The 19,609-nt window shown below is 64.4% G+C and carries 14 protein-coding genes; 2 read left to right on the top strand and 12 right to left on the bottom strand.

Going from position 1 to position 19,609, the window contains the following annotated elements:
* Positions 1 to 15: 15 nt before the first annotated feature.
* The 6 genes from QM801_RS01025 to QM801_RS01000 form a co-directional block, all read right to left on the bottom strand.
* Positions 16 to 1,584, bottom strand: coding sequence for an ABC transporter substrate-binding protein (locus QM801_RS01025; protein ID WP_415020871.1), 1,569 nt, complete (start codon positions 1,582 to 1,584; stop codon positions 16 to 18).
* Positions 1,585 to 1,652: 68 nt separating this feature from the next.
* Positions 1,653 to 2,573, bottom strand: coding sequence for an ABC transporter permease (locus QM801_RS01020; RefSeq protein WP_415017352.1), 921 nt, complete (start codon positions 2,571 to 2,573; stop codon positions 1,653 to 1,655).
* The gene (locus QM801_RS01015) at positions 2,573 to 3,421 is read right to left on the bottom strand and encodes an ABC transporter permease (RefSeq protein ID WP_415017351.1); all 849 of its coding nucleotides are present in this window, start codon (positions 3,419 to 3,421) and stop codon (positions 2,573 to 2,575) included. Before QM801_RS01015 ends, QM801_RS01020 begins: the two co-directional genes overlap by 1 nt.
* Positions 3,421 to 4,005 (bottom strand): ANTAR domain-containing response regulator, encoded by a 585-nt coding sequence (locus QM801_RS01010; RefSeq protein WP_415017350.1) that lies wholly within the window; start codon positions 4,003 to 4,005, stop codon positions 3,421 to 3,423. The genes QM801_RS01015 and QM801_RS01010 overlap by 1 nt, the downstream gene beginning before the upstream one ends.
* Positions 4,002 to 5,138: a transporter substrate-binding protein gene (locus tag QM801_RS01005; protein WP_415017349.1), complete on the bottom strand. Its 1,137-nt coding sequence runs from the start codon at positions 5,136 to 5,138 to the stop codon at positions 4,002 to 4,004. The genes QM801_RS01010 and QM801_RS01005 overlap by 4 nt, the downstream gene beginning before the upstream one ends.
* Positions 5,139 to 5,416: 278 nt before the next feature.
* On the bottom strand, positions 5,417 to 6,586 hold the full coding sequence (locus QM801_RS01000; protein WP_415017348.1) for an amidohydrolase: 1,170 nt from the start codon (positions 6,584 to 6,586) through the stop codon (positions 5,417 to 5,419).
* A gap of 167 nt (positions 6,587 to 6,753) precedes the next feature.
* On the opposite strand from QM801_RS01000, the gene QM801_RS00995 reads away from it, so the two are divergent.
* Positions 6,754 to 8,037, top strand: a complete 1,284-nt coding sequence (locus QM801_RS00995) for an imelysin family protein (RefSeq protein ID WP_415017347.1) — start codon at positions 6,754 to 6,756, stop codon at positions 8,035 to 8,037.
* Positions 8,038 to 8,039: 2 nt separating this feature from the next.
* Here the strand turns inward: QM801_RS00995 and QM801_RS00990 are convergent, their stop codons facing one another.
* From QM801_RS00990 to QM801_RS00975, 4 genes are read right to left on the bottom strand one after another with little or no spacing between them, the layout of a single operon-like run.
* Positions 8,040 to 9,032: a UDP-glucuronic acid decarboxylase family protein gene (locus QM801_RS00990; RefSeq protein WP_415017346.1), complete on the bottom strand. Its 993-nt coding sequence runs from the start codon at positions 9,030 to 9,032 to the stop codon at positions 8,040 to 8,042.
* A complete protein-coding gene (locus QM801_RS00985; RefSeq protein WP_415020870.1) occupies positions 8,917 to 10,359 on the bottom strand; it encodes a UDP-glucose dehydrogenase family protein in 1,443 nt (480 codons plus the stop codon). Before QM801_RS00985 ends, QM801_RS00990 begins: the two co-directional genes overlap by 116 nt.
* Before the next feature lie 5 nt (positions 10,360 to 10,364).
* Positions 10,365 to 12,407, bottom strand: coding sequence for a glycosyl transferase (locus QM801_RS00980; protein ID WP_415017345.1), 2,043 nt, complete (start codon positions 12,405 to 12,407; stop codon positions 10,365 to 10,367).
* 8 nt (positions 12,408 to 12,415) lie between these two features.
* On the bottom strand, positions 12,416 to 16,258 hold the full coding sequence (locus tag QM801_RS00975) for a beta strand repeat-containing protein (RefSeq protein ID WP_415017344.1): 3,843 nt from the start codon (positions 16,256 to 16,258) through the stop codon (positions 12,416 to 12,418).
* A gap of 256 nt (positions 16,259 to 16,514) precedes the next feature.
* Here QM801_RS00975 and QM801_RS00970 point away from each other — a divergent pair, with 256 nt between their 5' ends.
* Entirely contained in the window at positions 16,515 to 17,540 is a 1,026-nt protein-coding gene (locus tag QM801_RS00970; RefSeq protein ID WP_415017343.1) for a LacI family DNA-binding transcriptional regulator, read from the top strand.
* Here the strand turns inward: QM801_RS00970 and QM801_RS00965 are convergent.
* Together QM801_RS00965 and QM801_RS00960 are read right to left on the bottom strand one after the other, a co-directional pair.
* Complete coding sequence (locus QM801_RS00965; RefSeq protein ID WP_415017342.1) at positions 17,537 to 18,697, bottom strand: Gfo/Idh/MocA family protein; 1,161 nt, start codon at positions 18,695 to 18,697, stop codon at positions 17,537 to 17,539. The two genes, QM801_RS00970 and QM801_RS00965, sit on opposite strands and share 4 nt — an antisense overlap.
* Positions 18,698 to 18,712: 15 nt before the next feature.
* Positions 18,713 to 19,603, bottom strand: coding sequence for a sugar phosphate isomerase/epimerase family protein (locus QM801_RS00960; RefSeq protein WP_415017341.1), 891 nt, complete (start codon positions 19,601 to 19,603; stop codon positions 18,713 to 18,715).
* Positions 19,604 to 19,609 lie beyond the last annotated feature (6 nt).

Below are 19,609 nucleotides of genomic sequence, written 5' to 3'. Positions count from 1 at the left end.
CTCTCAAATTGTGGCTTACTTGACCCAAATGGCGTCGTAATTGATGACGCGCGTCGGATCGATGTAGATGTTGCCCTCGCCGCCCATGCGCAGCGACTTGGCGACAACGCGGCGCTCGTTGGTGACGGGCACCCACGGCGCGTCAGCCATGATGTCGGTGAAGATCTTGCCCCAGGCCGCCTGGCGTTCCGCCGCCTTGGCGGGGTCCGACATGGAGTCGGCGGCGACGGCGCGCTTGTCGATCTCCGGATTGCAGTACCACGACCAGTTCCAGCCGCCCTGCACCGCGCCGGCGCAGCCAAGGATCGGGCCGTAGAAGTTGGACGGATCCGGGAAGTCGGCAATCCACGCCATGCCGCCCGACCAGATCATCGGCGCTTCACCTTCGGTGCCTCCCGCCGCAATCACGTTCGACTGGGCCAGCGAACGCACCTCGGCCTTGATGCCGACGGCGGCAAGATCCTGCTGGATCGCCTGCGCGATACGCGGCTGCGGATCGGTGTTGGTGGAATAGAGAATGGTCTCGAAACCATCCTTGAAGCCTGCCTCGGCCAGAAGCTTCTTGGCGCCCTCCACATCATACGCGTAGCCCGTGTAGCTCTTGTCGTAGCCCGGCATCAGCGGCGGCAGCGGCTGGGTCGCGGGCGTTGCGCGGCCATTCAGGATGCGGGTGATGCGCTCCTTGTTGATGGCCATGTTCACGGCCTGACGCACCTTCACGTTGTCGAAGGGCTTCACCTTGACGTTGAGGGTGATGTAGCCCGTGTGGAGCTGCTCGCCATCGACCAGAATGTTGGCGCCGTCAGGCCCGTTCTTCACTTCCAGGAACTTGGCGGGCGGCACGCCGTCACCAGCGATGTCGACCTCACCCTTCTGCAGGCGGAGCAGCGCCACCAGCGGCTCCTGGCCGATCTCGACCGTGAAGCCGTCGATGTGCGGGGTGTCCTTGACGAAGTAGTCGGGGTTGCGGGCGAAGACCATCTTCTGGCCGATCACCCAGTCCTTGAGCACGAAGGCGCCAGAGCCCACCGGTTTCTTGCCGAAGTCGCCGCCTGCCGCTTCCACCGCTTCCTTCGGAACGACGGAGGCAAAGTTGATGGCGAGCACATGCAGGAAGGTCGCGTCGGGCCGCGACAGCTTGAAGACAACGGTGTAGTCATCCGGCGTCTCGATTCCGGAGAGGGTTTCGCTCTTGCCGCCCGAGAGATCGTCAAAGCCGGCAATGGCGCCGAAGAAGCCGGCGCCCGGGCCTTGCGTCTTCGGGTTCACGGCGCGTTCGATCGACCACTTCACGTCGGCGGCCTTCACTTCGCGGCCGTTCGAGAACTTCACGCCCTTGTGCATCTTGAAGGTATAGGTCTGGCCGTCGGGCGAGACCTCGAAGCTTTCGGCGAGCGACGGGATCAGCTCGGCAGTGCCGGGCTTGTAGTCCATCAGGCGCGAATAGAGGCTCTTGATCATGGACCAGTTGGTCCAGTCATAGCCGATCGCCGGATCGAGCGTGGCGATGTCATCCTTGTAGGTGACGACGATGTCGCCGCCCTGCTTGGGCGCGTCCTGCGTCCAGCCCGGAAGCGGCATCATCGCAAGGGCGAAGGCGAAGGCGGAGTATTTCAGCATGTTCTTCATTGGGGCTTTCCTCTCTGTTGAACTCATTGGGCTCGTATGCGGGGATCGATCAGGGGTGCGGTGACGTCGGCGATGAGATTGCCGGTGACGATGGCGAGCGCCGACACGAGCGTCACACCCATGATGATTGGAATATCGACCTGCTGGATCGCCTGCCAGGCAAGCTGGCCGATGCCGGGCCAGCCATAGACGGCCTCGACCATCACCACGCCGCCCATGAACTGGCCGATGTCGATGCCGATCATCGCGATGACCGGCAGAAGAGCATTGGGAAGGGCGTGGCGGAGCAGGATGCGCGTCGTGCTCAGCCCTTTGGCATTGGCGGTGCGGACATAGTCCTGCGCCAGCACGTCGATCATGGTTGATCGCACCATGCGGGCGTACCAGCCGGCCCCGAGCAGACCGAGTGTCGTCGCGGGCAGAACCACGTGGGCCAGCGTTCCGAAACCGCTCATCGGGAACCAGCCCAGCGTCACTGCAAAGACATAGAGCAGTAGCAGCGCCATGACGAAGTGCGGCGCCGAAACGCCCACGAACGAGGCCATCATCACGGTGCGGTCGACGAATCCGCCGCGATTGACGGCCGCAGTGATGCCGAAGACCAGGCCCAGCGCCAATTCCATGAAAATGCCCGCCGCCATCAGCACAAGCGTGGCCGGCAGGCGTGAGGCGATCAGCGTCGCCACTTCGGTCTTCTGGGCATAGGAGCGGCCGAGGTTGCCCTGCAGCAAACCCGTGAGATAGTTCCAGAATTGCGTGAAGAGCGGCAGGTCGAGCCCCAGTTCATGGCGGATGTTGGCGACCGTCTGCGCCGTGGCACTGCGGCCTGCGATCATCCGCGCCGGGTCGGCCGGCATGGCGTAGAGCAGCACGAAGGTAATCAGCGCCACGCCAAGCAGGATGAGTGCCGCCTGCAACAGGCGCCGGAGGATGAGAAGCGGCATCAGCCCCTCCCCCGCTGCGTCGGATCGAGGATGTCGCGGAGCGCGTCACCCAGCAGATTGAACGAGAGCGCCGTGAGCAGGATCACCGCGCCCGGAATGAACACCAGCCAAGGTGCCGACTGGAAATAGCTCTGGCTTTCGAAAATGATGTTGCCCCAGCTCGGTTGCGGCGGTTGCACACCGACGCCCAGGAAGGAGAGTGAGGCTTCGAGGAGCACCGTGGTGGCAATGCCGAGCGTGCCCCAGACGATCGCCACCGGCATCAGGTGGGGAAGGATGTGGTGAATGAGGATGCGGGCGTGTCCGGCGCCCAGCGAGCGCTCCGCCAGGATGAAGTCCCGCTCCACCAGCGAGCGTGTTTCCGTGAAAACGATGCGCGCCACCTGCACCCAGTTCACGAGCGCAATCACCAGCGCCACGATCCACAGGCTGGGGCGCAGCAGGGCCGCAAGGACGATGGCGAGCAGCAGCGCCGGGAAGGCCGTCATCAGGTCGGTGAAGCGCATCAGAAGGTTGCCCGGCCACCCCCTCAGGTAGCCCGCCACGGAACCGACGAAGAGGCCGATCAGTACAGCCGCACCATTCGCGACGAGGCCGATGAGCAGCGACGTGCGCGCACCAAAGAGCAGACGGGAGAAAAGATCGCGGCCCAGCGTATCGGTGCCGAGCAGGAATTGTGCCGAGGGCGGCAGAGGCGCGCCTTCGAGGCTGAGACCGTCGAACATCTGTTCGTCCGGGCTGTAGGGCGCGAGCAGCGGTGCCGCAATCGCAAGGATCACCACGGCCCCCACCACAAAAAGCCCGAACACCGCCGAAGGACGGCTCATCATCTCCCGGAGTACGCGCATCAGCCGGTCTCCGGCAGTTTCATGGTGCCCGTAGCAAGGGCGGCGGCAATGGCCTCGACCGTCTGCCGCTGCTGCATGGCGACGCTGCGCAGGGCCGCATAGGCGTCCTCTTCCGAAATGCCGCGTTTTTGCATCAGCAGTTTCACCGCCGCATGGACGACGGGGCGCAGCTTCAGCCGCTCCTCGAGATGGGCCAGCCGCTCGCGGAGCGCGATGCGCTCCTCGTGGCGGGCATGGGCCATGACGAGGGCCGGAAACACGGCGGACGGATTGATCGGCTTGGCGAGAATGGCGCCCGCACCCTGTTCCAGCGCCCAGGCAATGCGGCTCGGCGCTTCGGTGCCGAGGAGAGCCACCACCGGACAAGGCGCTTCGTCGGCGCTCTTCCAAGGCAGCAGGCCATCCCAGCCCTGGTCGGCATCGACGAGAACGATGTCGGGCGCATCGCCCACCGGCAGCGGCTCCCAGATCATCTCGACGACGAGGCCAAGCAGCTTGAGCTGGCGCACCAGCTTGTCGGTGTTGGAATCGGGCCGGTGCAGAAGCACCGCGCGGCGATGGGAGAAGTTGGGCGTGTGCCTCATGACACCACCCGCAGTCTGGGCCGCGCCGCGCTGCGCTGCGCCGTGAGATAGGGATCGGCAGCAATCGCAGGCCGCGAAGCCAGCACATCGAAACCGCGTTGGCGGTTGATGCGGCCGAGATGGAAGGGGAGTGCTGCGTGGTTCGTCGTGGCGTCGATGCGCACGGGACCCAGCACCGTCTGCGTCGTGGTGGAATAGAGGTGCTGGCGCACGGCGCGCGGCTCGTCGTCGCCGATCGCATGAATGGCTTCGAGGCAGAGCGCGGTTGCGGCATGGGTTGCGGCAAAGATCGAGGAGATGCGCCGCTCCGGCCCGAAGCTGCGAATGAAATCAGGGCGGAAGGCCTTCTCGTTTTCGCTGCCGAGCCCGTCGAAATAGCAGGCGGCGGACATCTGCCCCACCGCCATGTCGCCTTCGAACTCGCCAAGCTCGCACTCGGTGAGATCACAGCTCACGACCGGGCAGCGCTCCGGCACAAAGGCGGGATTGCGCAGCGCAAGCACGTGCATCGCCGTCAGGAAGGCATAGCTCGCAGGGCCGATCAGGTTGTTGAGGATGAAGCTCGGCTTCTCCCGCTCGATATCCGCGATCAGCAGGTCGACGGTGGTTTCCTCCAGCGGAAGATATCGCTCGCCGGCAATCTCGCCGTCGCTGGCATTGATGAGTTCACGGGCGAGCCGGTTCATCTCCCAGCCCCACACATAGTTGGCGCCGGCGAGATAGGGGCGGTTACCGAAGCGCGGCAGCAGGTAATCGAACAGCGGCAGCAGATGCTGGTTCGGGCAGGCGCCCGTATAGATCACGTTCGGGTTCGCCTCGAAGCCCTCATAGGGGCAGGTGTACCAGAGCAGGCCATCGTGCTTTTCGACGACCGGTATGATCTCCTTTCGCGCAGCAGACGTGACAGTTCCAATGATGTGGCGACATCCCCGGTCGCGGAGCATTGTGATGGCGCCTTCCACATAGCCTTTCAGGCTGGCGCCGGGATCGACATGAACAGGTTCCACGAGGCCGGGCATGACGGCGGCATATTGGGCGATGGCGAATTCGGCGGCGTCACGGCAATCCCGTCCGATGGCGGCATAGGGGCCGCTGGTCGAATACAGGATGCCGATCCGGTGCGCCTTGCGCATCTCACTCCCCAAAATACAAAACCCCAAAAATACAAAACCCCATGATGCGGGCAGCACATTGCTGAGCACCATGGGGCCACATTGCCCGGCGACCCCAAGGGGTCATGTCTTATGCCGGAAACTCCGGCTGCGCGTCATCAATGTCCGGTTTTACGCCGGAGTCAAGCTGGTTGGATTTGACCACCCGTGAAGAATTCCGTCTGCGCCGGGATTCACGGCAGGGCGCTGAAAACTTTGACTCGCCTTGCCGGATTCGCGGGCAAACCCGTGCGGTCGGGCTAGTGCAACAGCTGCCCGTCGTCCGCGATGAGCCGGCCATGTCGGACCACCCGCCGCCGTTGCGGCCGCCGCGCCAGGGCATCCCCGATGTTGAGCGCGTCGACCATCAGGAAGTCGGCCACGGCACCCACCGTGAGCCCGCGATTGTTCAAGCCGATCGCCGTGGCGGCGCGGGAGGTGGCACAAGAGAGGGCAAGCGCGAATTCCGCATCGCCGCTCCAGTCGAAGCGGAAGGCGGTGAGATAGGCGCGTTCCAGCATGTCGCCGTTGCCGAGCGGCGACCAGGCATCGCGGATGCCGTCGGAACCGCAACAGACGGTGACGCCAAGTTCGGTGAGCCGCGCCACGGGCGGTACCGCCACATCGCCCGGTGCAGATGTCATCAGCGAAATCTTGAGCGCGGCAAGGCGCTCGCCGATGGCGGTGAGTTCACTGTCGGAGATCATGCCGAGGCAGTAGGCGTGCGAGACCATCACGTGGCCCGCAAGCCCGCTCGCTTCGGTGTAGTCGGCGATGCGGCGGATCTGCCAGGCGCCGAGCGCGCCCTTGTCATGCAGGTGAATATCAATGCCGCGGTCAAACTGTTGCGCCAGATCGAAGATGCCGCGCAATTGACCGTCGGGATCGCCATCGATGCCGGCAGGATCGAGCCCGCCCATGGTTTCAACACCCAGCTTCATCGCTTCGCGCAGAAGATCGAGCGTGCCCGGCCGCGAGATCACGCCCTGCTGCGGAAAGGCAACGAGCTGAAGGTCCACGCGCGGCGCCCAGGCCTGCTTGACCTCGAGCATCGCTTCGATATGCGAGAGCCCCATGTCGGGTGCCACGTCCACATGGCTGCGGATCGCCGTTGTGCCGCAGATGAGCATCTGTTCCATGAGGCGGCCGGCGCGGACGGCAACCGGTGTCTTGCAGGCAGAGAGCACACGCCGCTCGTTTTCGATCCAGCCGCGGAGTGTCTGCGCGCCCGGCCCCTGCTGCCACGGCTCGCCCCACAGGGTCTTGTCGAGGTGGCAATGGGGCTCGACGAGCGCGGGCAGCAACAGCCGACCCTCACCCGCAACGCCCGGCGCATCGACAAGGCGAGGACCAATCTCGGCGATCAATCCGCCCTCACACCGCAGCCCAACCCGGCGTCCGTCGGTGTCTCGCAGGTTGCTGTAAATCATGGGATTTCCTCAGGAAGAGCGGTTCAGGCGCCCAGACTGGCATATCGTTCGCCCGCGTCCAAACGAGTCGTCGCAATGTTTATTCCGACTAAAATACTTGACATTGATTTTAAACCCGATCAATTCACTCAACTTAGGAAATTGAAACGGGATCAGGGAGATCGGACATGACGGAGACGTGGGCGAAATGGATTGCAGCAACGGCTCTGGGTCTCAGTGTCGCCACAGCAGCGGTGAACGCAGCGGCGCCTGCCCCCGAGGCTGTCATGACACATTATTCCGATATCGCCGAAGCGATGTTCGGCGATGCCCATGCGGCGGCGCTTGATCTGCAGAAGGCTGTCGACGCGCTGATTGCCAAGCCTTCGCCTGAGACACTCGCCGCCGCCCGCAAGGCATGGATCGATGCACGGCCCTGGTATCAGCAGAGTGAAGGCTTCCGCTTCGGCAACTCTGTCGTCGATGCATGGGAAGGCCGGGTCAATTCCTGGCCGCTTGACGAAGGCCTGATCGACTATGTGGCGACCGAAAGCTACGGCGAGGAGTCCGACGAGAACCCGTTCTACGTCGCCAATGCCATCGGCAATCCGAAACTGAAGATCGGCAATGACGAGATCGATCTCACCTCCATCACGTCCGAAAGCATCAAGGCGCTGCAGGAAGCGGGCGGCAACGAAGCCAACGTGGCGATCGGCTATCACGCCATCGAATTCCTGCTCTGGGGCCAGGACCTGAACGGCACCAAGGCCGGCGCCGGAAACCGTCCGTATACGGATTATGACACGGCCAACTGTACCAACGGCAACTGCGAACGCCGCGCCGCCTACCTGAAGGCTGTGACCGGGCTTCTCGTCGCGGACCTTGCTGAAATGGCGAACGACTGGAAGGCAGGCGGTGCCGCACGCACCGAACTCTCTGCGAAGCCTGCCCGCGACGGGCTCGGCGTCATCCTCACGGGGCTCGGCAGCCTCTCCTATGGCGAACTGGCGGGTGAGCGCATGCGCTTGGGTCTCATCCTGCACGATCCCGAGGAGGAACAGGACTGCTTCTCCGACAACACCCACAACTCGCACTACTTCGACCAGGCCGGCATGTGGGCGATCTACACCGGCACCTACACGCGCCGCGACGGCAGCACGCTGGACGGACCTGGCCTCCAGGACCTCGCCTCTGAAGAAGCGCCGGCCGAAGCCAAGGTTCTCGACACCCGGATGCAGGACACATTGGCGAAGATGCAGACGATGAAGGACCGGGCCGACAGCGGCAAGGAAGCCTATGACCAGATGATTGCTGCCGGAAACACCGAGGGCAATGCCGTGGTACAGGCGGCGATTGACGGCCTGATTGCCCAGACGCACGCCATCGAGGCCCTCGTCACGGCGATGAAGCTCTCGATCAAGGTGGAAGGCTCGGACAGCCTCGACAACCCGTCAGCCGTCAACGCCCAATAGCCTCAGGCCACGCGGCGCTCCGGTTCAAAGGCGGGCACAACCGTCTCGGTCTTCTGCAGGGCCTGCAGGGTGCGGAGCAGCCCTTCGGCGAGCGCAATCTTCGGCTCCCAGCCAAGAAGCGTGCGCGCCAGCGTGATGTCCGGGCAGCGGCGGCGCGGATCATCCTTGGGCAGCGGATGCTCGACAATGCGCGAGCCCGACTTCACCATGCCGATCACGCGTTCCGCCAGTTCGCGGACCGTGAACTCGCCGGGATTGCCGAGATTGACGGGCGTATCGGGCCCCTGCTCCAGGTCCATCAGCCGCAGGAAGCCGTCGATCAGGTCATCGACATAGCAGAATGAGCGCGTCTGCTCGCCCTTGCCATAAATGGTGAGGTCATCACCGGCCATCGCCTGGGTGATGAAGTTGGTGATGACGCGGCCATCATCGGGGCGCATGCGCGGGCCATAGGTGTTGAAGATGCGCACCATGCGGACATCCACACCGTGCTGCCGCCGCGCATCCATCAGCAGCGTTTCTGCGAAGCGCTTGCCCTCGTCGTAGCAGGAGCGCGGGCCGATGGGGTTGACGTTGCCCCAATAGCTTTCGGGCTGGGGATGAACCTCCGGATCGCCGTAGATCTCCGAGGTGGAGGCATGGAACAGCCGGGCGCCCGTCTTCTTGGCGAGCGCCAGCAGGTGCATGGCGCCCAGTGAACTGGTCAACGCCGTCTGCAACGGATCAGCCTGATAGTGGGGCGGCGAGGCCGGACAGGCGAGATTGTAAATGTCATCCACCTCGAGGGTCAGCGGATCGGTGACATCGTGATGGATGAAGGTCACTCGCCCCGCAACCAGATGATGGGCGATGTTCTCGAGACGGCCGGTGCTGAGATTGTCAGCGATGACGACCTGATAGCCGCGCGCCACCAGCCTGTCGGTGAGGTGCGAGCCCAGGAAGCCCGCTCCGCCCGCGATCAGGACGCGCCTTGAAGGGAATGATGCTGTTGTCATGACGTGTACCATCCTCTGTCCCGGAAATGCTCTTGCCAATGCCCGCAACGGTGAAACCGCTGGCCTTCAGAAGGTTCGCATCAAGGAGATTGCGGCAGTCGACGATCACCGGCTGCGTCATCCCTCTTGAGATGCGGGCATAGTCCAGCGTCTTGAATTCCGGCCATTCCGTCAGGACGACCAGAGCATCTGCTGTCTTCGTTGCAGCTTCTGCGCTGGAGAAAAATGTCACACCGGGAAGAAGCGGGCGGGCCATCTTCATGCCGGCAGGGTCGTAGGCAACGACATCGGCCCCCATCGCCTGCAGTTCCGGCAGGATGGTGAGCGAGGGCGCATCGCGCATGTCATCGGTATTGGCCTTGAAGGTGACGCCCAGCACGGCGATGCGTTTGCCGCTGACATCACCACCCATGGCGCGAGCGATGAGGCGGCTCACGGATTTCTTGCGCTCGCTGTTGGCATGCATGGTCGCTTCCACCACGTGGAGCGAAGCCCCCTGCTCGCGCGCATAGGCGGCCAGCGCTGCCGTGTCCTTGGGGAAGCAGGAGCCGCCATAGCCCGGCCCTGCGGCAAGGAAGCGGTCGCCGATCCGGGCATCAAGCCCCATGCCGGCAGTGATTTCGGCAATGTCGCCACCGCTCGTCTCGCACAGGCTGGCGAGTTCGTTGACGAAGGCGATCTTGGTCGCGAGGAATGCGTTGCTGGCGTACTTGATGAGCTCGCTGTTGCGGCGGCGCGTGAAGAGGATGGGCGCCTTTCCTGCAAAGGGCAGATAGAGTTCTTCCATCATCTGGCGGGCCATCTGGTCTTCGGCCCCGACCACAATCCGGTCCGGCGTCATGAAGTCGGAAACAGCAGCGCCCTCGCGCAGGAACTCGGGATTGGAGACAACGGCAGCCTCACCCTCCCGGGCGAAGCGGTTGACGATCTCCTGCACCTGGTCGCAGGTGCCGGGCGGAACGGTCGATTTCACCGCCACGACGGTGAAGCCGCGGATGGCGCGGCCAATCTCTTCAGCGGCGGCCGAAACATAGGAGAGGTCAGCCTTGCCGCCCGAGGCCGACTGCGGCGTGCCCACGGCGATGAACACGATGTCGGCTTCAGCAACGGCGTCTTCTGACTCGCCGGCATAGCTCAGTCGGCCGGCGGCGGCGTTCGCCACCATCAGGTCTTCAAGGCCCGGCTCATGGATGGGGCATTGTCCCCGCTTCAGTTGTGCCACGCGCTGCGGGTTCTTGTCGATGCAGGTGACGCTGTGACCCAGTTCGGCAAGGCATGTGCCCGTGACCAGACCGACATACCCCGTTCCGATGATCGCCACGCGCATGAGCGTCACGCCCTCTTGAGCCACGCCACATCGGGTGCGGCGGGAATGGTTGCCGGTGCCGGCGGCTTGCGATGCTTCGCCATCTCGACCGTCTCCGCCGCAGGCCGCTGCCAAAGGCGGTTGTCCGGCCAGATGGGGGCATGGCTGTTGATCGCGGCAAGATGGCGCTGATAGTCCGCAACACCGAAGGCCTCGCCGGCGCTGTGAATCCTGATGCCGACCTCGTGATAGAGATCGAGATTGCGGAGATCGGGAACCGGCAGGCGGCCCCCCGCGAAATCAGCCCACATGCCATCGTAAAGGGCCTCGAGGCTCTGGGCGAGCTTCCGCGTGTCGAAGAGCACCGAGGTGGCACGGTTCTGTTCCAGCCGGTTGCGCAGGCCCTCTGCAAGATCGGGGTTGTTGCCGATGGCAATCGCAGTCGCCACATAGGAGGCGAGATCGGGCGTCACCATGTCCGGGAGGCCTGCTGCCGTCACCAGCCCGCCGCAGACGCGAGCAGCAAAGGTGCGGCCTTCCATGGTGAGCACGGGGATCCCCATCCACATGGCATCCGACGCGGTGGTGTGGGCGCCATAAGGGAAAGTGTCGAGGAACAGTCCGGCAAGACGATAGCGCGCCAGGTGCTGCGGATTGGGCCGCTTCGGCGCGAAGCGCAGGCGTTCGGGGTCGATGCCGCGGGCCGCTGCAAAGGCGCGCAGGCGGTCGTTGGTGGTCGGGATGCTGTCGAGGAGCCAGAGGCAGCTTCCGGGCACGCCGGCCAGAATGCGCATCCAGGCCTCGAATATCGTGTCGGTGATCTTCTGGGTGCCGTTGAGGCAGCAGAACACGAAGCCTTCCGCCGGCAGGTTTTCAAAGGCCCGGTCCGGCGTCTGGTCGGAAACCTTCCGCTTGCGGTCATTGGGCTGGTAGCACGGCACACGCACCACTTTCTCGCTGAAGAAGATCTCGTTTTCTTCCGGCAGCACGTAAGGGTCGGCGATGATGTAGTTGTGGTAGGGCGTGCCCATGGTGCCGGGGAAGCCGTACCAGTTCACCTGGATGGGGGCCGGACGCCGCGCGAAGACGGCGGTGCGTGCATCGCGGGTAAAGCCGTTCACGTCAATGAGGATGTCGATGCCGTCATCGCGGATGCGCTGTGCCGCAGCATCGTCGCTCATCCCGTTGATGTCGGCCCAGTGATCGACCGAATTGCGGATGCGCTCCTTGGTGGCGTCTTCGCGGTTGATCCCGCAATAGTACGCATGGATCTCGTAACGTTCGCGGTCGTGAAGCTCCATCAGCTCCGAAAGGCCGAAGCCCACGGCGTGCTCGCGAAGGTCGGAGGAGACGTAGCCGATCTTCAGCTTCTGCGGACGTGGCCCCTGGCGCGACTGGTAATCCGGCGCTGCACGGGTGGGCAGAGGGATCGATTGCTTCGCGTAAGCCGCCGCGCGCGCCAACTGGAACACCGGGTCATCGAGCATGACCGCGGTGGAGAGCGGGGAAATGTTGGCATAGAGCGCAGTCTTCGGGATGAATTCCGTGGCCTCGACCGCAGGCCACTTGCACTGCCGCTGCCGGAGCGCGATCCAGTGCTGGGCCACTTCCGGCTGCTGCGGATTGATCTCCAGTGACATGCGGAGCGCATCCTCGGCCGGACCGTCGATGTGGCCGTTCTCGAGAACGCGGCCCATCTGCTGCAACGCCATCAGCTTGTGCTTGATGCCTTCGCCGTTGACCGTACCCATCTGGTTGACCAGCGCCGTCCATTGGGCAACGGCATCGCCGCCGCGGCCCACGTCTTCCAGAAGCCGCCCGAGATTGATGTAGGCGGGCTGGAAGTCCGGCTTGAGCTGGATGGCATGGCGCAGCGTGTTGATGGCGCCATACTTGTTGCCGGCCCGGCCCTCGACGACCGCATAATTGAACAGCGCGGCGTGAAGGTGCGGATCGGCAGGATGAAGAGCAACCCACGACTCATAGAGGCTGATGGCTGCCGCCGTGTCGCCCTGGGCTTCAAGGCGCGCGGCTTCGCTGAAAAGCTCCGTGATCGTCATGGATGTCATCTATGTCCTCATGCGTTGGCGGCGGCGATCAGGGCTTCGACCTGGGCGTTGCTCATCACCCCGATCTGGCCGGAGGTGAAGGCGTTGGCCTGCGTGGTTGAGAGCGCGGCGATCTGGGCCGTGGTGATGCCGGCGATGGCCGAGGTGCTCAGCGCCGGAATGCCGGTTGTCTCGCTCATGGCCGCGAAGTTCGTGGTGCTCATGGAATTGAGCTGCAGCAGCGTGAGGGCCGCAGCCTGCTGGGCCGTGAGGGCGCCCATGGCGTCGGTGGAGAGCGCGTTGAGCGCGCCGGTCTGCAGGACGCCGAACTGTGCCGCCGTCAGTGTACCGATCTGGGTATCGGTGAAGCTGCCGATGCCGGTGGCGGTGATGCCCGCAACCTGAAGGGTGGAGAGGTCGGAGGCGTTCAGAGCGTTCACCTGCGTGGTGTCGAGGGTGTTGAGCTGTGTCGTGGTCAGGCCGCGAACCTGCGTAGTGCTGAGGCTGCTGAGCTGTGTGGTGCTGAAGTCGGCGACATCGTCGGTCGAGAGACCGCCAAGCTGCGTCGCGGTGACAGCGCCAAGCTGGGATGCATCCCACGCCTGGATGTCGGTCGAGCCGAGCGCACCGAGGCTGGTTGCCGAGAGCGCGCCGATCTGGGCCGTGGACAGGGCCTGCGCCTGGGTGCTGGAGAGATTGCCGATGGCCGTGGTGTCGAGACCGGAGACCTGCACCGTGGAAAGTGTGGTGATGTCGAGGGCCTGCAGGTAATCCGAGGCCACGCCATTGAGCTGCGTGGCGGTGATGCCGCGCACCTGCGCGGAGGTGAGTTCGGAGAACTGCGTGGTGGACATGTCCTGAAGGCCGGTGGCCGTGAGGCCGGCGAGCTGACCGGAACTGAGGCTGCCGATCTGCGTCGTGTTCCAGCCGCCGATGTCGGTGGAGCTCAGCGCTTCGATGTTGGTGAAGGACATGACCGCGATCTGTGCCGCCGTCAGGGCCTGCGCCTGGGTATCCGACAGTGCATCCACCGTGGTGGAGGTCAGGCCGCGGATCTGCGAGGTGGAGAGATCGTCGACGTTCAGCGCATTGAGCTGCGTCGTGGCGAGGTTGTTGAGCTGCGAGGTCGAGAGACCCTGCACCTGGGTGGTGGTGAGGCTGCCCAACTGCGTGTCGGAGAAGTTGGCCAGCGTTGTGGTCGAGAGGGCAGAGAGCTGGCGCGTGGTGATGGCGTTGAGCTGGGTGTTGGCCCAGGCCTGCACGTCATCCGAGGCAATCGCACTGAGCGCCGTGGTTGTGAGCGCCGCCACCTGGGCGGTGGTGAGTGCGCGGGCCTGAGTGCTGGAGAGATTGCCGACGCCGGTCGAATTCAGGCCGCCGATCTGCACCGTCGAGAGGTCGGTGACGTTGAGGGCCTGAAGCTGCGTGGTATCGAGACTGTTGAGCTGCGAGGCGGTGAGACCGCGAACCTGCGTGGAGGTGAGGCTGCCCAGCTGTGTGGTGGAGAAATCGGCCAGTGCAGTGGTGGTGAGGCCGGCGATCTGCCGCGAGGTGAGCGCGCCCAGCTGATTGTTGCTCCAGCCCTGCACTTCATCGGAGCTGAGAGCCTCGACTCCTGTCGCCGACATGGCGGCGATCTGGGTGGTGGTGAGCGCCTGCGCCTGGGTGGTGGAGAGCGCATCGAAGGTGGTGGAGGTGAGGCCCTTGATCTGGGTGACCGAGAGCTTCGTCACGTCAAGCGCATTGAGCTGCGTGGTGTCGAGATTGTTGAGCTGGGTGGTGGAGAGGCCCAGCATCTGCGTGGTGGTAAGGCTGCCGAGTTGCGTATCGGTGAAGTCGGCCAGCGCTGTCGTCGACAGGCCGCCGATCTGGCGGGAGGTGAGGGCGGCAAGCTGGGTCGTATCCCAACCCTGCACTTCGTCGGAGCTGAGGGCATCAATGCCCGTTGCCGCAAGCGCGCTGATCTGCGCGGTGGTCAGCGACTGCGCCTGTGTCGTGGAAAGCGCATCGAGCGTGGTGGTGGTCAGGCCCTTCACCTGCACGACCGAGAGGTCATCCACATTGAGCGCATTGAGCTGGGTGGTGGCGAGGTTGTTGAGCTGCGAGGTCGAGAGACCCTGCACCTGCGTGGTGGTGAGGCTGCCGAGCTGCGTGTCGGAGAAATTGGCGATCGCCGTGGTCGAAAGGCCGGAGAGCTGGCGGCTGGTGATGGCGGCAAGCTGGGTCGTGTCCCAGGCCTGCAGGTCGGTCGAGGAAACGGCCCCGAGCGCGCTCGCCGACAGGGCGGCAACCTGCGATGTGGTGAAGGCCCGGGCTTGCGTGGTGTCGAGATTGCTGACGGCGGTGGAACTGAGGCCCGACACCTGCAAGGTCGAAAGATTGGTCACGTTGATGGCGTTGAGCTGAGCGGTATCGAGCCCATTCAACTGCGAGGCGGTGAGACCACGAAGCTGCGTCGAGGTCAGGTTGCCGATCTGCGTGGTCGAGAAGTCGGCGAGAGCAGCGGAGCTCAATGCCGAAAGCTGGCGGCTGGTGAGGGCAGCGAGCTGGGTGGTGTTCCAGCCCTGGATTTCATCCGAGCTGAGGGCCTCGATGCCGGACGAGGACAGCGTGGCGATCTGCGCTGCGGTGAGCGACTGCGCCTGCGTGGTCGAGAGCGCATCAAGGGTGGTGGTGCTGAGGCCCTTGATCTGCAGGCCGCTCAGTTTCGTCACGTCCAGCGCGTTCAACTGGGTCGTGGCGAGGTTGTTGAGCTGGGTGGTGGAGAGGCCCTGCACCTGGGTGGTGGTGAGCGCGCCCAACTGCGTGTCCGAGAAGTTGGCGATCGCCGTGGTCGAGAGACCGGCCAGCTGGCGGGAGGTGACGGCGCCCAGCTGCCCGTTACTCCAGGCCTGGATATCGGTCGAGGCAAGCGAGCTCAACGCCGTGGTCGAGAGCGCGGCGATCTGGAGGGTTGCGAGGCCCTGCGCCTGGGTGGACGACAGGTTGCCCGCACCCGTGGCGTTGAGGCCCGAAATCTGGATCGTCGAGAGGTCGGTAACGTTGAGGGCATTGAGCTGGGTCGTCGCGAGGTTGTTCAACTGCGCGGTGGTGAGGCCTCTCACCTGCGTGGAGGTCAGAGAGCCAAGCTGGGTCGTCTCGAAATCGGCAAGGCCGGTGGTGGTGAGGCCGGCAAGCTGGCGCGAGGTGACGGCGGCGAGCTGCGCGTTGCTCCAGCCCTGAATTTCTTCCGAACTCAGCGCTTCGAGGCCGGCAGCCGAGAGCTGGCCGATCTGGGTCGCGGTCAGCGACTGCGCCTGGGTGGTCGACAGGGCGGCGAGCGCCGTCGTGGTCATGCCCTTGATCTGGGTCGTCGACAGATCGGTGACGGTGATGGCGTTGAGCTGTGTGTCCGCCATGCTGTTGAGCTGCGTGGTGGTCAGGCCGCGAAGCTGCGTGGAGGTCAGGCTGCCGAGCTGCGTGTCGGTGAAGTCGGCAAGGGACGTTGTGGTGAGGCCGGCAAGCTGCTTGGAGGTGAGGGCCGCAAGCTGCGTCGTGCTCCAGCCCTGCACGTCGGTGGAGTTCAGTGCTTCGACCGCGCTGGTTTGCAGGTTCGAGATCTGGTTGGTGGTGAGCGCCGCCGTCTGGGTATCGGTCATGGCGATCAGCGTGTCGGCGATCAGGCCCTTGGTCGCCGTCACCGAGATGCCCTGGATCTGGGTATCGGCCATGGCCTGGAGGTCTGTCGTCTCCATGGCGTTGATCTGGGTTGCGGAAAGTGCCGCAACCTGCGTCGTGCTGAGCGCCTGGATGTCCGTTGTGGTGAGGGCCTTCACGGCCGTCGTACTCAACGCTGCAATCTGGCGGGTTGACAGGCTGGAAACGATCGACATGAGGGTTCTCCCGAGAGGTGCCGAAACCAATTCCCGCGCCGCGACTGATTCGCGGCCACGGGACCTTTGGGAGATGGCTATTGAGTCGAGCCTGTCCGAACCTTGCAAGACTAACGCTAGGTTACCGGACTGACCGATGCCGGGACATGCGGCTGAAGGGGCAGCCCTCCGATTGACTTCCCCCGGCCCAGGGGACAAATCCGGTGGAGGCCGGACCCGAACAGCACTGACCGGCGACAATTGGCAGGTCCACGGCGTGTCCACAGAGCACGGAACGGCAAAGGCGAAACGGGTGACGGCACAGCATGTGGCGATGCTCGCCGGCGTATCGATCTCGGCCGTGTCCCGCACCTATACGCCAGGGGCCAGCGTTTCCCCGGCTACTCGCAAGAAGATCCTCGCCGCGGCAGAGACACTTGGCTACCAGCCCAACGTCATGGCCCGCAGCCTGATGACGGGCCGCACCGAGCTCATCGGCCTTGTCTCAAACAACTTCGACAATCCCGCCTTCATGGAGATCTTCGATCTCTTCACCCGCAAGCTGCAGGAACATGGCCTGCGGCCGCTTCTCGTCAATCTCTCGGGCCTTCCGGGGCCGGAAGAAGCCGTCTCCATGCTTCGGCAATACAGCGTGGATGCCGTGATCGTGGCATCCTCGACTGTGTCGGCAGATTTCATCGCGGGCTGCAAGGCAGCGGGAATTCCCGTGATCCATGCCTTCGGCAAGGCGGCACGGCAGTCATCGGTGCAAGTGGTCGGTGCGGACAACCGCCAGGGCGGCAGGCTTGCCGCCGAGGTCCTGCTGTCGAGGGGCTATCGGCACATCGCCTTCCTTGGCGGGCCGCAGCAGGCCACCTCGACCATCGAGCGCCTGAAGGGCTTCGAGAGCGGCTTACAGGTGGGCGGCACGGCTGCGGTCACGAAAGTCTTTGCCGCTAGCTACTCCCACGAGGGCGGAAGGCAGATGATGGCCACGCTGCTTCAAGGCAACAAGATCGACGCCGTCTTCTGCGGCGACGACATCCTGGCGATCGGCGCGCTCGATGCCTGCAAGGAGCATGGACGGCGCGTGCCGGAGGACATCGGCATCCTCGGCTTCAACGACATCGCCATGGCCTCGTGGCCCGCCTACAATCTCTCCACCATCCGCCAGCCCATTGCAGAGATCATTGTGGCCTCCGTCGACCGCGCCATCAAGGTTGTGAGCGGTGAAGAGGGCGACACCTCCGGCAGGCCATTCCCGTGCGAGGTGGTGCTGCGCGGCACCCTGCGCGCGCGCTAGCGCTTCAGGCTGGCAGGCTCTGCCACCACCCAGGCGCCACCCGCCCGCGACGAGGCAACGGAGGCGCGGATGGCTGCAATCGACCGGAGGCCATCTTCGGCCGTGGGGAAATGCAGCGCCTCGGGTGTCGGGGCACGCCCGGCGCGGCCTGCTTCGATGACATCGGCAAGATCGGCATAGATGTTGGCAAAGGCCACCAGCATGCCCTCGGAATGGCCGGCGGCAATGCGCGTCGCCCGCTCGGCATCGGCCGAAAGACCGCCCATGCCACGCTCCATCGTTTCGGTGCGGCCATTGAGCGGCGTCCAGAAAAGCTGGTCGGGCCACTGCTGGGCCCAGCGCAAGCCGCCCTTCTCCCCGAACACGCGGATGTTGAGACCGTGGAAACTGCCCACCGCCACCGAACTGGTCCACAGGCGCACCGTGGTGCCGCCATCCATGCGCACGTTCACCATGGCATCATCCTCGAGTTCGCGGCTGGCGATGGTCGAGGCGAAATCGGCAGAGAGCATGTGGGCATTCTGGCCCGAGACGAAGCTTGCCATGTGGAGCGCATGAATGCCGCAATCGGCGAACTGTCCGGAGACGCCGGCCTGTGACGGGTCATAGCGCCAGCGCATGCGCGGATTGTCGGCCTGCGAAGCATCGGCATGGAAGCCGTGCGAGAACTCCACAACGATAAGCCTGATCTTGCCGAGATCACCGCGGGCGACCATCGCCCGCATGTGCCGCACCAGAGGATAACCGGTGTAGCCGTAGTTCACCGCACAGATGGTGCCGGTGCGCTTCGCGGTGGCGACGATTGTTTCCGCCTCCTCCACCGTCACGGTCATCGGCTTCTCGCAGAGCACGTTGATCCCCGCTTCCAGAAACGCCTTGGTGATCTCGAAGTGGGTTGCGTTCGGCGTGGCAACCGTCACGAGGTCGAGCTTGTCGCTGCGATTGCTTTCACCCGCCAGCATCTCCTGCCAGGTGCCATAGGCACGGTCCGGCGCAATGCCGAGCGACCGGGCATAGGCGCGGCCCTTCTCCGCATCCGCATCGAGCGCCGCGGCCTTGAAGTCGAAGCGCGTATCCAGCGCCGAGGCGATGCGATGCACAGGCCCGATCTGGCTGCCTTCGCCGCCCCCCACCATGCCCCAGTTCAATCGTGCCATGTTGCCGCTCCGAAATCAGAAACCGATGGATTGCAGGAAGGCGCGGTTTGCCCGCGCATCGTTGACGGGAACCGTCGTACCGGCGGGGTCGCAATCCTGCTCCACCGTGCACCAGCCGTCATAGCCGGTCTCGAGCAGGAAGCTCCGCACCGCCTTGAAATCGGTCATGCCCTTGCCCAGGTTGCAGAAGATGCCCTGCCCGCAGGCATCATAAAATCCGGTCCGCTTGGCCACCACATCGGCGCGCACTGCGGGATCGATGTCCTTGAAATGCACGTATGCCAATCGTGCCCGGTGCCGCTTCATGAACGGCAGCGGATCGAAGGCGGCGTAGTGGCTGTGGCCGGTGTCGAGACAGAGCTTGAGAAGCCTCTCGTCAATGTCGCCCAGCAGGCGTTCGGTTTCCACCTCGAAGTCCGCGAAGCCTGCGGCATGGGGATGAACCGAGACAGTGAGGCCGTACTCGTCGCTGCCCATGCGGGCGATGTCGCGGAAGCGGGAGGCGAAGCCCTTCCATTCCGCCGCCGTCATCTGTTCGGCTTCTGCTGGCCGGCCCGCGGTGAGCGCACGGCGGGGCGAGATGGAATCGATCAGCACCAGATGACGTGCGCCATGGCTGACGAGTGACTTGCAGGTGCGGATGGCGGCATCCTTGACCTCGTCCCAGCGGGCGGGATCATGAAACGGCCTGAAGACCACGCCGCCCACCAGCGTCAGGTCACGTGCCGCGAGCGCATCCGCCAGCACCGCCGGGTCTTCCGGCATGAAGCCGATGGGGCCCAGCTCGATACCGTCATATCCGGCAGCCTTGCACTCATCGAGCACCCGCTGCCACGGCGGATTGCGCGGGTCGTCGGCAAACTCCACACCCCAGGAACAGGGGGCATTTCCAATCTTGATGGTCATTTCATT

It is taken from the genome of Aestuariivirga sp. (assembly GCF_047600585.1).
Classification (GTDB): domain Bacteria; phylum Pseudomonadota; class Alphaproteobacteria; order Rhizobiales; family Aestuariivirgaceae; genus Aestuariivirga.
This window is presented reverse-complemented; position numbering and strand designations above follow the sequence as displayed.

Coding starts and splice junctions, on each gene's coding strand:
- QM801_RS00985 (WP_415020870.1), bottom strand. CDS start 10,359: ATGCGCGTGGCGATCATCGGAACGGGGTATGTCGGTCTGGTCACGGGC.
- QM801_RS01020 (WP_415017352.1), bottom strand. CDS start 2,573: ATGCCGCTTCTCATCCTCCGGCGCCTGTTGCAGGCGGCACTCATCCTG.
- QM801_RS01000 (WP_415017348.1), bottom strand. CDS start 6,586: ATGATTTACAGCAACCTGCGAGACACCGACGGACGCCGGGTTGGGCTG.
- QM801_RS00975 (WP_415017344.1), bottom strand. CDS start 16,258: ATGTCGATCGTTTCCAGCCTGTCAACCCGCCAGATTGCAGCGTTGAGT.
- QM801_RS01015 (WP_415017351.1), bottom strand. CDS start 3,421: ATGCGCGTACTCCGGGAGATGATGAGCCGTCCTTCGGCGGTGTTCGGG.
- QM801_RS00990 (WP_415017346.1), bottom strand. CDS start 9,032: ATGACAACAGCATCATTCCCTTCAAGGCGCGTCCTGATCGCGGGCGGA.
- QM801_RS00980 (WP_415017345.1), bottom strand. CDS start 12,407: ATGACATCCATGACGATCACGGAGCTTTTCAGCGAAGCCGCGCGCCTT.
- QM801_RS00965 (WP_415017342.1), bottom strand. CDS start 18,697: ATGGCACGATTGAACTGGGGCATGGTGGGGGGCGGCGAAGGCAGCCAG.
- QM801_RS00995 (WP_415017347.1), top strand. CDS start 6,754: ATGACGGAGACGTGGGCGAAATGGATTGCAGCAACGGCTCTGGGTCTC.
- QM801_RS01025 (WP_415020871.1), bottom strand. CDS start 1,584: ATGATGCCGCTTCCGGGCTGGACGCAGGACGCGCCCAAGCAGGGCGGC.
- QM801_RS01010 (WP_415017350.1), bottom strand. CDS start 4,005: ATGAGGCACACGCCCAACTTCTCCCATCGCCGCGCGGTGCTTCTGCAC.
- QM801_RS01005 (WP_415017349.1), bottom strand. CDS start 5,138: ATGCGCAAGGCGCACCGGATCGGCATCCTGTATTCGACCAGCGGCCCC.
- QM801_RS00960 (WP_415017341.1), bottom strand. CDS start 19,603: ATGACCATCAAGATTGGAAATGCCCCCTGTTCCTGGGGTGTGGAGTTT.